Annotated in this window: 12 protein-coding genes; 2 read left to right on the forward strand and 10 right to left on the reverse strand. The window is 33.2% G+C overall.

The genetic code is table 11. From position 1 onward, the window contains the following. Positions 1-814: 814 nt before the first annotated feature. The 7 genes from ACGLWY_RS16905 to ACGLWY_RS16935 form a co-directional block, all read right to left on the reverse strand. Positions 815-2,428, reverse strand: a complete 1,614-nt coding sequence (locus tag ACGLWY_RS16905) for a helix-turn-helix transcriptional regulator (RefSeq protein WP_396620855.1) — start codon at positions 2,426-2,428, stop codon at positions 815-817. Between the two features lie 72 nt (positions 2,429-2,500). Further along, positions 2,501-3,115, reverse strand: coding sequence for a DEAD/DEAH box helicase (locus ACGLWY_RS16910; protein ID WP_396620856.1), 615 nt, complete (start codon positions 3,113-3,115; stop codon positions 2,501-2,503). 120 nt (positions 3,116-3,235) lie between these two features. Continuing rightward, on the reverse strand, positions 3,236-3,814 hold the full coding sequence (locus ACGLWY_RS16915; RefSeq protein WP_396620857.1) for a YceI family protein: 579 nt from the start codon (positions 3,812-3,814) through the stop codon (positions 3,236-3,238). Between the two features lie 22 nt (positions 3,815-3,836). Then, positions 3,837-4,190, reverse strand: a complete 354-nt coding sequence (locus tag ACGLWY_RS16920) for a SnoaL-like domain-containing protein (protein WP_396620858.1) — start codon at positions 4,188-4,190, stop codon at positions 3,837-3,839. 85 nt (positions 4,191-4,275) lie between these two features. Beyond that, on the reverse strand, positions 4,276-4,860 hold the full coding sequence (locus tag ACGLWY_RS16925) for a Crp/Fnr family transcriptional regulator (RefSeq protein WP_396620859.1): 585 nt from the start codon (positions 4,858-4,860) through the stop codon (positions 4,276-4,278). A gap of 66 nt (positions 4,861-4,926) precedes the next feature. Next, positions 4,927-5,019, reverse strand: a complete 93-nt coding sequence (locus ACGLWY_RS16930) for a hypothetical protein (RefSeq protein WP_396620932.1) — start codon at positions 5,017-5,019, stop codon at positions 4,927-4,929. After that, positions 4,980-5,255 (reverse strand): FKBP-type peptidyl-prolyl cis-trans isomerase, encoded by a 276-nt coding sequence (locus ACGLWY_RS16935; RefSeq protein ID WP_396620860.1) that lies wholly within the window; start codon positions 5,253-5,255, stop codon positions 4,980-4,982. Before ACGLWY_RS16935 ends, ACGLWY_RS16930 begins: the two co-directional genes overlap by 40 nt. Before the next feature lie 206 nt (positions 5,256-5,461). Between ACGLWY_RS16935 and ACGLWY_RS16940 the strand changes: the two genes are divergently transcribed. Next, on the forward strand, positions 5,462-6,670 hold the full coding sequence (locus ACGLWY_RS16940; protein WP_396620861.1) for a multidrug effflux MFS transporter: 1,209 nt from the start codon (positions 5,462-5,464) through the stop codon (positions 6,668-6,670). Positions 6,671-7,718: 1,048 nt separating this feature from the next. Here the strand turns inward: ACGLWY_RS16940 and ACGLWY_RS16945 are convergent. The 3 genes from ACGLWY_RS16945 to ACGLWY_RS16955 all read right to left on the reverse strand — a co-directional run bounded on the left by ACGLWY_RS16945 (position 7,719) and on the right by ACGLWY_RS16955 (position 11,264). After that, positions 7,719-8,237, reverse strand: a complete 519-nt coding sequence (locus ACGLWY_RS16945; RefSeq protein WP_396620862.1) for a DinB family protein — start codon at positions 8,235-8,237, stop codon at positions 7,719-7,721. 12 nt (positions 8,238-8,249) lie between these two features. After that, complete coding sequence (locus tag ACGLWY_RS16950) at positions 8,250-10,022, reverse strand: ABC transporter ATP-binding protein (RefSeq protein ID WP_396620863.1); 1,773 nt, start codon at positions 10,020-10,022, stop codon at positions 8,250-8,252. A gap of 234 nt (positions 10,023-10,256) precedes the next feature. Next, the gene (locus ACGLWY_RS16955) at positions 10,257-11,264 is read right to left on the reverse strand and encodes an NAD(P)-dependent alcohol dehydrogenase (RefSeq protein ID WP_396620864.1); all 1,008 of its coding nucleotides are present in this window, start codon (positions 11,262-11,264) and stop codon (positions 10,257-10,259) included. Between the two features lie 555 nt (positions 11,265-11,819). Here ACGLWY_RS16955 and ACGLWY_RS16960 point away from each other — a divergent pair. Further along, complete coding sequence (locus ACGLWY_RS16960; RefSeq protein ID WP_396620865.1) at positions 11,820-12,434, forward strand: fumarylacetoacetate hydrolase family protein; 615 nt, start codon at positions 11,820-11,822, stop codon at positions 12,432-12,434. Positions 12,435-12,556: the final 122 nt, after the last annotated feature.

Genomic DNA, 12,556 nt, shown 5'->3' on the forward strand with positions numbered 1-12,556 from the left:
ACCGTCCTAAAACAATCGTACATACATTTGAAACGCCATGCAGCGTGAACAGTTAGATGGTTAGAAAGGTAGTTACTTTTAAATGGCGACAAAATACTTTTCAAGATTTGCATTCCCCTTTTCACAATTCACCCAAAACCCAGAACCCGAAATTTGTTTATTTATTATTCTATTGAAGACACATAAGCTATATGTGTGTTATATATTTTAAAAAGTTTACAATGGAAAAGGAGCCTGATCAGGCTCCTTTTTTTTAATCCCAAAAAACAACTTTTTTGTCAATAACTACTTTTGTTTTAGATTAAATTTCCAACATGATTACGTTTTAAAATTTAATCAAATTCCAACCACTAGAAAACAAAAGCATATAAGTCACTGAAAAATCAGTTATTGATTAATAGCAGTGCAAATATTAACAATTGTTGTTAATGATGTTAAGTATTCACTACGCATTTACTACGCACTATAACAAAATAAAGGTTTTGTATGACGAATTCGGTTAAATTACAATAAACCACTATGGACTTGAAGTCCATAGTTTTGTTTGCAGAATCTGAATCTGCAAGGTTAGTTTGCGAAATTAATCGGTGAAATTTTACCGCAGATTCGCAAATTTTTATCATTTTAGGTAATCTGCGAATTTGCGGTAAAAATTTTTAGAACCTAAAAGGGAAATGCACTAAAGTGCATAGCTAACTATTTCTGTGACCAATAAAAAATAAATTGGAATGGCATCTTTATATAATGCCTAGGGTTGCACTTTATTTTGAAGTAGAAAGGAAAAAAAGGTGTTTTATTGCGGTCATTTCAAAGATTAAATGGTAGAACCTATTTTAGTATCCTTAAACGTTTCTTTAAGATGTTCTAGCAACGAGGTTTTTTTTGTGTTAAGATCGATTTTTTTAGAAATCCTATACCGCTTACTTTCTAAGGCTCTTACCGATATATTTAAAAACAAGGCTATCTCTTTGTTTTTAAAGTCCATAAACAAGTAATAGCAGGTAATTACTTCCGAATCGTTTAATTGAGGATACTTAGATTGTATCCTGTTAAAAAATTCAACATTAAGTTCGTTGACCAATTCTAAATGGTTTTCGCTTTTATCTATAAGCGTTGAGGAATTATGTAGCAGGTTTTTATAGAGGTCTTTTATTTTTTCACGCTGAACCGGTACATCATGTATCATAGACACCCCTTTAACTTCTTTTTTTAAATTAAGGATGTATTCTTCTAAACCAAGTACTTTTCCTGTTAACTTTTCGTTATTCGATTTTAAATAGGATAAATTATTCATCTTATCAATAGAATCTTTCAATTTCCATTTATACTTTCTATAATAAATTAAATAAAAAATACTTAAAAAAGATAATAGGCAAAATAAAAATACCGCCAATAAACCATTCCAAAACTTTTTAACACTTTCACTTTCCCGTTCCGATTCTGTTTTTATTAACGTATTATTTAATTGAAAACTAGCTTCTAAATTGTTATCAAACATTTTCCTTTCAAAAATGGCTATAGAATCAAGATATGCTTTAGCTTCTTCAATTTTACCATAAGATTTATAAACATCTGCCTTAAGGTTAAAATATTTTCTTACCAGATCATTACTCATATAACTTCGAAGTTCTGAAGCCTTCGATAAATAATGTGAAACAGAGTCTAGCTTTTTATTTTTTAAATAATGTTCTGCAAAGTTTATGTCCATACTCACATTGAAAGAGGCATAATTATATTTTACGATGGTTGGATTATCTTTTAATCTCTCAAATTCTTTTAGGTATGTATAAGCCTTGTTTAAATTGTCTAACTCTATATAATTTAAAGTTAACATGTAAGTTGCAAACATATAAAAATAAGCATCGTCCTTGACAGCTTTGTATGTTTCTAAATGCTTAAATATTAACTCATTACACTTCTTATAGTTTCTGTTTGAAAACTCTGCATAAGCATACATTTGTTTAACCTCAAGAAGCCCGTTGGTGTTGTTATCTAACTCGTAATAGGCTTTTGCTTTATTTAAATACGTATATGCTACTGCGTTTTTTTTTGCAAAATATAAGTTCGCAAACAACTCTAAACTTGCATTGCCTGCTACTTCATAATTCTTTTCTTTCTCGGCATACTTTATCGCCAAAATATAACTTTGACAAAATTGGGCATATTCACCTCTTTCATCATGTATTAAAGCTTTTATGTCATAGTAGTCGGCAACACGACCTGTAATCTTTTCTTCTATAGGTTGGGGAATGGAATCTAAAAAAGCTTGGGCCTTTTTAGGATAATCGTCTATATAATAATCGGCAGAATCAACAAAGCGAATATAATAATCGTTTTCATTATTTTGGGAATGGCTTGTAATACTACTTACTATAAAGCATATAAAAAAGATTCCTTGTATGTTAACCTTGTTGAGATACTTAAACAAAATTTTACTTTTTGAAAGTTTGGTGTAATTTAATAAAATTTTAAATCGAACCCATTAAATAAAAGGCTTTAGCTATTTGTCCATTTTTATGGTTTCGGAAAGATGCATAAAGCTATCTTGCCAACGTTCAAAACGATCATCAAATTTATCCGAAAATACTAAGTATTGACACCTGCCTATACTTTCGGGCGTTCTGGTTACCTCAGCAAAATTGTTGTTTCTAAATAAAAACTCAGCGTCTTCAACAATACACATTTGCAGCTTGTTCAAATTAATGCCATTCAGATAGAATATTCTATTTAGGCGCTTTGGGGTGGCAATAACAATATCGGTTCCTAAATAAAGTTCTTCGCGTTGCAGCTCAAGATTATGTTCTTCATAAGCACAGTACACACGCAAGTCGGTGCCTCTTTTATAGGTATTGAATATTTCGGCAAGGTTTAAAGCTTCTTCTTTGTCTTTTACAAATATTAAAGCACGTGGAGCATCTTCAAATGCTTCCTTTAATTTATTAATAACACTTATTACAATACTTGTGGTTTTCCCTGAGTTTTTTGGTGCTATTACAAACAAGTTTTTGCCTCCTTTTATTTTTGAAAGGATTTTTGTTTGAAGTAGATTAGGTTCTGTGATTCCGCTTTGTTGTAAGTTATCTTTAAGTGGTTCTATTATTTTTTTAAAAGACATAGTGTATTTTTATAAGCAAACAAAGATAAGCTTTTTAAAAACCTATTAAAACCAAAAAGAGCGTTCATTTCTGAACGCTCTTTTTTTACTTACTATATATAATTATTAATCACCTTTTAATTAAAACTCTAAATCTGCCACTAAATCAAATTCATCGTAAATAGCTTTATCTTTCAACCCATCAAAAAAGTTTGCAGAACCATATTTTATATCATACTTTGTTCTATCTACTTTTAAAGATGTTGTTGCTTTGTTTCCGTAAATTGAAATGGTAAAAGTTATTGGGTTTGTTTTTCCTTTAATGGTTAAATCGCCAGTAACATTATACGCATTCTTTCCCGAAGCGGTTACTTTGGTAAATACCAAGGTTGATGCTGGGTGATTTTCAACACCAAAGAAATCGTCAGCTTTTAAATGTCCATCCAATTTTCCTTTATATTCTCCTTCTAAATCTGTTGAACTGATCGTTGTCATATCAATTACAAATTCACCACCAATTAATTTATCACCATCAAAAGATAAAGAACCCGATTTGATAGCAATAGTACCTTCGTGGGAACCTGTTACTTTATAACCTTTCCAAACGACTTTGCTTTTGTCGGTTTTAATTTCTTTTTTCTCAACTGCTTTATTTGTGAAAGCGAATGCTGTAAATGCTACTAAAGCTACGATTACTAAGTTTTTAATTGTTTTTTTCATTTTTGTCATTGTTTGTTTTTGTTTATAATCCGTAATAAAATTTTTCTTTAATAATTTTTCCATCTAGCCATTCTTGAACAGCCACTTGTGTGAATTTTTTACAACCTAAGTCTTGATGTGTAAAGTCAAATTGCCATTCTACCATCGTTGTTTTTTCACCTACAGCTACTTTTAATGGTTTTGCACATCTAAATTCGGTAATGGCATCAAAAAATGCTTCTTTGCGCTTTCTGTTTATCTCTTTACCTGCAAACACTTCATCATCATTATCTTGCGTAACCACATTATCATGATAATAATTTTCAAAAGCCTCCAATCCTTTACCTTGAAGGATTAAATCATTTACTGCACTTATTTTTTCGATTAAGATATTCATACTAATTTACTGGTACAAATGTCTAAAATAGATACGTTGCAGAAAATGATATAGATTATTAAATGATGTTAAACTAGATTAACATTTATTGCTCCAAAATAAGTTGACTTTTAATTTTACTAAGGAATTCTTTAGTAATACCAAGATAAGATGCTATCATATACTGAGGGATGCGTTGTTCGATTAGAGGATATTGGTCTCTAAAATAAAGGTATTGTTCTTTTGCCGAAAGACTAAAATTTCTAACAATTCTTTTTTGTGAAGCTACAAAGGCCTTTTCTATAATTTGTCTAAAAAAACGTTCTAGTTTTGGTATCTCTCTATATAAATCTTCAATAATATCATAAGAAAACATAACCAATTCTGAATTTTCCAAACATTGGACATTAAAATCGGCTGGTGTTTGGGTTATAAAACTGCCCATATCCGAGGTCCACCAATCTTCAATAGAAAACATAAGGATATGCTCCTGCCCTTCTTTATCTATATAAAATGTTTTGGTACATCCCGATAACACAAAGCATTCATACTTGCAGATATCACCTTGTTGCACAATATATTGTCCTTTTAAATACTTTCTAACGGTGATTTTAGATTCTAAAATCGCTATCTCATTAGGGGTTAAATCTATATAATTACTTATGTATTTTAATAAGGGTTGTATAGTCATACTACTAAAATAAGTTCTATTTATTTAATTTACAGCAATAAGTTCAATATCAAAAATAAGCACAAATCACGCTGGTACACCATTTCTACTAACATTCCCATAGGCTAAGTGTGCAGGCACTAACAATTTACCACTTCCTTCTTCCTTAAAATAGGTAATCCCTTCTGTCCAACCTCTAATAACTTGTTGCAGATTAAATGAAATGCTTGGACGTTACTTTGATCAAATACTGAACCATCTAAAAAATAACCTTTACAAGCAACAGTTACATTAGACGTTGAAGTAGGCCGATCTCCTGTTCCCGGTTCTTCAATGATATAATAAAGCCCCCTATCGCTTCTTTGCCCAACTAAATTATTTTCTGCAATATAATCACTAATTTGTTGTTCATTCAATGCAACATAATCTACTTCTTTATCATTACTCCTACAAGAAAAAAAAGAAAAACAAGGTTAAAGAAAAAATGATGTGTTTCGTCATGAGATTTTAATTGAGTTATGAATCAGCAAATATATTTTATTTAGTATAAGCATGCCTCATTTTAATAATATCTTAACTCATATATTCCATTTAATCTGTGATAATAAAGTATTTTTGTCCCATGCAAAAAACACAAACCTTTAAATTTGAATTTGTTGCCTTAATGGCTTCTTTAATGTCTATTGTGGCGCTTTCTATTGATGCGCTATTGCCTGCCTTGCCAGATATTGGCACAACATTGCATATAACCAACCCAAACGATAACCAATTGCTTATTACCATGATTTTTTTAGGTTTGGGGTTCGGACAACTCATTTTTGGTCCCTTATCAGATAGCTTTGGTAGAAAACCTATTGTCTTTATTGGTTTTATCGTTTTTATAATTGCTAGCATTATTTGTGTTACTACCAAAAGTTTTGAAGTGATGATTATTGGTAGAATTTTACAGGGCATCGGATTATCGTCTCCCAGAAGTTTAAGTATTTCTATGGTAAGAGACTCTTATAGTGGCGATTATATGGCTAAAATAGTATCCATCGTGGTGATGTTTTTTATATTAGTTCCTGTAATTGCACCAACTTTAGGTACTTTTTTCCTTTACTTTTTTAATTGGGAAGCCATTTTTTATTTTAATCTGGTCATCGGAATATTAATTATGTTTTGGTTTTGGAAACGTCAACCTGAAACCCTTCCTAAGGAAAAACGCATAAAATTTACATCCCATTTATTTACAAATGGTATCAAAGAGTTTTTTAAATATCCTGAAGCCATTGCTTATACATTAGTTTCAGGCTTTATAACAGGGTCTTTTATGGTGTATTTAAGTACCTCACAACAAATATTTGAGAGCCAATATAATTTGGCAGACATGTTTCCGTATATCTTTGCGAGTTTGGCAATCTCTATTGGGCTGGCTACTTATTTAAACAGCACTTTAGTTGTTAAATTTGGTATGATGCGTATTGGCTATATGGCAACTATTGCCTACTGTTTTGTTTCAATTTTATATGTTATGTTATTCTGGTCTGGAAACAACCCAAGTGTCTATGTTTTAGTGGGATTTTTTGCATTGCAATTTTTCGCAGTGGGATTTCTATTTGGAAACTTAAGAGCTTTAGCCATGCAACCTTTAGGACATATAGCCGGTATTGGAGCTGCGTTGAATGGGTTTATTTCTACAGTTATGGCAGTTCCCATAGCCAATTACATAGGCAGTTTTGTTAAAATATCGGTTTTACCTCTGTTTATGGGGTTTTCTGTTTTCGGAATCTTGTCACTACTTGTGTTCCTGTTTATAAAAAACCAAAAACGTGCCGTGAGTTTAGCTTAGTGTAGTTATATATAGCTTCTAAAATAAACCACTCCTTGAAGTCCATAGTTTTGTTTGCAGACTAATCTGCAAGGTTAGTTTGCGAAATTAATCGGTGAAATTTTACCGCAGATTCGCAAATTTTTAACATTTTAGGTAATCTGCGAATTTGCGGTAAAAATTTTTAGAACCTAAAAGGGAAGTGCACTAAAGTGCATAGTTTTAACTATTTCTGTGATCAATAAATTCGTTTTTAATATGAATGCGAATCAAGGGTTGAAAATGAGCCTTACAAACGGCTCTTTCCCCTTTTTAAGGAAAGGAGCCGTTTATTGCTTCAATTTAAAAGCAGATATGATTATAATATTTTACTGCTTTTTAAATTCTCCGCTATCGCGAGCGTCCCGCTCGTGACGGCATGAGTAAAAAAGTAAAGAGAATAAGCTATCAGTGTGAATTTAAGTTTAGAAGTATGAATAAAATTTAATGTTAGCTTGTTTAACGGCACAAGCAAGATGCTTCCGCTTGCGGGGGTACCCACATCTTTAAAACGCCACTGATTCACGAATTGTTTTTTGATGAATTATGCGGTCGGCGTGATAAATTCGTGAAATTTTCATATGTGAATATTTATTGTTTTTAAAAGGTCATATGGACACGAGCGATAGCGAACTGGCGAAGCAATCGCTTTAATCTTGATTGGTGTTTATCTCACAAATTTTATTCTCATTAGTGTTCGATGATTATCAATTGTGTTTCCGAATCATGGCGATTTCATAAATATTTTAAACACACACACATCAAAATGAACATGCCTTACTTGTTAAGAGTCAAAAAGCACTAAAGATTACACGAATTCCAAGCCTTTGCAGGCTTGGAGGCTTTGGTAAAAGCAGAAATTTGTGTATTCGTGGCAAATATTTGTAACTAAATTTCTAGAAAATATTTGTGGACACACCGTAACCTTTAAAAGGAGGAGTGGATTCGGGTCGCCAAAAGAAACCGAAGACGAGGTGATTTTAGCCTAGGTTGGGTTGCTATTTAAGCTTAAGACATGTACCTGCAAGGTTTATAAATACCGCTCTTTTATAATATTAATATGCCATTGATTGTGTCCTAAAACAATAAACGCAGCAGCTCTTGCAGACATAATATTGTCATTCGCATTGCCTAAAAATTGTAAATCTTCATTACTTAAGGAATTTAGCAAGGCTATAAAACTTAGGCGCACGGCCTTAAACTCTTCTACCAACGATTCTATACTTTTATTTTTTGCTAGAGAAGGTGCGATATAATCATTTTGCTCAAAACCCGGCAATGGTGTTTTATCACGTCTTGCAATACAAAAACAACGGTACTGAAAAACACGTTCGGTATCTATCAAATGCTGAAAAACTTCTTTAACACTCCATTTTTCTTTAGCATAGGCATAATTTAATTTAACAGCAGGAATGTGTTGAAAAAAATCAACAACCTCTTTTAAATCTTTATTAAAACCATCAATCAACGTTGTTTCTTTAGGCACTAATGCCAAATAATTAGCATAGAACTCACTAAATTCGTTTGGTTTTACTTCTGAAATTTTCATAATAAACTATTTTTAAATTTTCGCTTGATATGTATATAAGTCATAATATCGACCTTCTAATGCAATCAATTCCTGGTGTGTACCTCGTTCTACTATATGTCCCGCTTCTACAACTAATATTTGGTCTGCTTTTTTTATGGTACTCAAACGATGTGCAATGACTATAGTAGTTCGGTCTTTTACTAATTCTGATAAACTTTTTTGAATTAACGCTTCACTTTCTGTATCTAAACTTGAAGTTGCTTCATCTAAGATAATAATTTTTGGATTAGCAAGAATAGCACGCGCAATAGCCAACCGTTGACGTTGTCCGCCCGATAATTTAACACCGCGTTCGCCTATCAAAGTATCCAATCCATCATCAAACCTGTCGGTAAACTCATTTACATAAGCTGCTTTGACAGCACTTTGTAATTCGCTTTCTGTGGCGTTGGGTCTAGGGAACATGATGTTTTCCCTAATGGTTCCTTCAAACAAAAATTCATCTTGTAAAACCACACCTAAATATTGACGATAGGTACTTAGCTTTACTTTGGATAGATCTTGATTATCAATAGTAACCATTCCTGATTTGGGTGTTAAAAATGTAGCCGACAAGCCAGCAATAGTCGATTTTCCAGATCCCGAGCTTCCCACTAATGCCGTTACCGAACCTGCTGGAGCTGTAAAATTGATGTTGTGCAGTACTTCTTTGCCTGCTTCATAAGAAAATGACACGTCTTTAAATGCAATTTCACCTTTTATATCTTTTAGGTGAATATGGCGTTGTTGGTTATCTTCCTCGGCAGTCATATTCATAAGTTCTTCAGTTCTATCCAGTCCTGCCAACGCTTCGGTAAGTTGACTACCAATGTTGCTCATTTGTACAATGGGCGCAATCATAAAACCAAGAATTAATGTGAAGAACAGAAAATCACCTGTCGTCATTTCTCCTTGAATCATATAATAACCACCAATACCCATAATACCTGTAGTGGCAACTCCTATTAGAAATGTTGAAGAACTCGTCATAAAAGCCGTTGCCGTTAAACTCTTTTTCACATTTTGATAGAGTTTATCAACTCCTTTTTCAAACACTATTTGTTCTTGCACTTCGGCATTAAATGCTTTTATAACCCGAACGCCTGCTAAGGTTTCAGTTAAACGCCCCGTTACTTCTGCATTTATTTTCCCTCGTGTTCTAAAAATAGGACGAATGTATTTAAAGGCTTTAAGGGCAATGTATCCAAAAACCGAAAGTGGTACAAACACAAAAAGTGTCATCCACGGGTTTAACTTTATTAAAATAATTAGCGAAATTATGGCTGTAAAACTACCACCAACCAATTGCACCAAGCCCGTACCTATAAGATTCCTAACGCCTTCAACATCACTCATAATGCGCGACACCAATGCCCCTGATTTTGCGTTATCAAAAAAGCTAATGGGCAGCGATAAGACCTTTTTTTGAACCTGTGCTCGTAATTCGCTTATTAAATACTGCGCTTGTACACTTAAAATACGTGTTAATAAAAACGAGGTGACTGCTTGGACCAAAATAGCCGTTAACACAATGGCAATTAAAGTGTAAAGTTGGGAGTAATCTTTATTTGGTATCACCTCATCCAACAGCACTTTACTTTGCCATGGTAAAATTAACCCCGATATACTTTTAATCACTATTAAAAACAACCCGATAAAAACCAGATTACGCCGAGGCCAAATAATGGTTTTAAAGGCTTGCGCCATGGTTACTTTGGGTTTTGTTTTGTCTGGGCTCTTTGGAGACGCTTTTAGGTGCTGCATTATAAATAACTTGTAATGAATGAGTGGTAAAAATAGCCATTCTAAATAAAAAACCACTTAAATAAAGTGGTCTTGATGTTAAAATGTTAAAGTGATTTAAACGTTAAGTGCGTTTTGCTTTTTTTGTAAGTTTTGCTGCTTTCTTTTCTTTTGGTGTTAAAAGAGGTTCCTTTTTAACAGTTTTCTTAGCGTCGTGTGATTTTGCCATAGTGAGTCATTTTAATTAAACAATTTTTATGCTTTTAGTACAATTCTAAATCGGGCTTTGCCATCTTCCAAATGTTTTATGGCTTTATTAACGTCTTCCATTTTAAATTCTTCCACTGTAGGATAGATAGTATGGCGTACACAAAACTCTAACATTTTTTTGGTCAAGGCAATACTTCCTATGGGGCTTCCTCCTACCGATTTTTCACCCATAATTAGGCTAAACGCTGGAATAGCCATAGGTTCTAAAACGGCACCCACAGTATGCAATTTACCTTGAGGTGCTAAAGTAGTTAAAAAAGAATTCCAATCAAGCGTTACATTGGTTGTGTTTAAAATAAAATTTAATGTGCCTGCAATGCGTTCCAAAGCTTCTGGTTTTGTTGAATCGACCACATGATGTGCACCCATTTTTAAAATCGCTTCTTTTTTGTTTGGGTTGGAACTAAAAGCTGTGACTTCGCAACCCCAAGCTTTTAAAAACTTAATAGCCATATGCCCTAGTCCACCAACACCTATCACACCTACTTTATCGGTTGGTTTTACACCAGACAACACGATGGGGTTAAAAACGGTAATACCACCGCAAAATAAAGGACCTGCTTTTGCCATATCCAATCCTTTCGGCAATGGAATAACCCACGACCAATGGCCTCGTACCACATCGGAAAATCCACCGTGGCGCCCTACAATAGTGGCTTCTGAGCTCCCACACAAATGCTGGTTGCCATCTAAACATTGGTTGCAATGCATGCAAGCACCGGAACTCCAGCCCATACCAACCTTATCGCCAATTTTTAAACCTTTAACATCACTTCCTAACGCCATAACCTCTCCAACAATTTCATGACCGGGAACTAACGGGAATTGGCTCATGCCCCATTCGTTTTTTATCATACTTAAATCAGAATGACAAATACCACAGTAATGCACTTTAATATCGACTTCTTCCTTGCCTATTTTGGGCAATTCATATTGAAATTTTTCGAGTGTAGCACCTGCTTCTTTTGCAGCATACGCATTAATCTTTTTCATATGTAGATAATTATTTAGTTCACCAAGTTGATATTTGTTAGCTGTGTTCACTGATGTGCTTCGCAGTTGTTTTTTAATGGTATATGGACACGGGCGATAGCGAACTAGCGAAGCAATCGCTTGGTTTCCATTGGTGTTTGGATTTCCAAATCACGGCGATTTCATAATTTTTGTATTACTAGTTTTGCATCCATTGTTACATGAAACTTGTCGAAATGTCGCTTTTCGATGCCTTCGATAAACTATGACATTTTTAAAAATTTAGGACTTCAACAAAGGTCTCAGTCTGACAAACTAAACACCATTTTCTATTGTTTTTTTTTAGAATAAAAATGATACCTCAGACAGACATTTGGTTCCTGATTGGCTTTACATTTTAATCAAAAACTCCTTCTCTGTTAATTTTGCTTATTTTCACCTGACGGGTTTAAATTATTGCTTATGAAGATACAAAAAATCACATTAATAAATCTAACAAAGAAGTTAAAATTAGTTTAACATTAAACTTCATATTTTATTAAATTTACAATCTAAATTTTAACTAAATTAAACATTATGAAAATTCTGGCTATCGGAAAAAACTACGTAAATAGCAAAGAAGAAATTAGTGGCAATAAAACAGGAAATCAAATTATATTTTCCAAGCCGGAATCGAGTCTTGTAAGAGACAATAAAGATGTGGTTTATCCTAGCTTTACCAATCAATTGAATTATGAAATTGAGTTGGTTATCAAAATTGGTAAAAAAGGAAAAGACATCAGTTTAGAAGATGCCGCTTCCTATATTTCAGAAATTGGTGTTGGTATCGATTATACCGCTAAAGATGTTTTTAATGCTTGCAGGGAAGCTAAAGGTCCTTGGGATTTGGGTAAAGGTTTCGATGGTGCTGCTCCTATTTCCAACTTTAAACCGGTTTCTAACTTTCCTAAATTGGATGATATTAATTTTAATTTAGTTATTAATGGTGAAGAAAAACAAGTTGGAAACACTTCGTTAATGATTTACACCTTTAGCGATATTATTACGTTTACTTCAAAATACATGACTTTAGAACCTGGCGATTTAATATTTACAGGAACACCTGCAGTGGGTGCTGGCGAAATTTTTAAAGGCGACCACCTACAGTGTTTTGTTGAAGGTGAATTGTTTTTGGATTTTAAAATGATTTAATGTTTTTTTTGTAGAAGACGGAAGATGGGAGACAGAAGACGGAGGACAGGAAGCAGGAGATAAAAAAGAAGCTATGAGTCTTTTAAAACTTTTCAACTTTCTAATTATCTAAGAATCTAACC

The sequence above is a fragment of the Mariniflexile sp. HMF6888 genome (assembly GCF_044335535.1).
Classification (GTDB): Bacteria; Bacteroidota; Bacteroidia; order Flavobacteriales; family Flavobacteriaceae; genus Mariniflexile.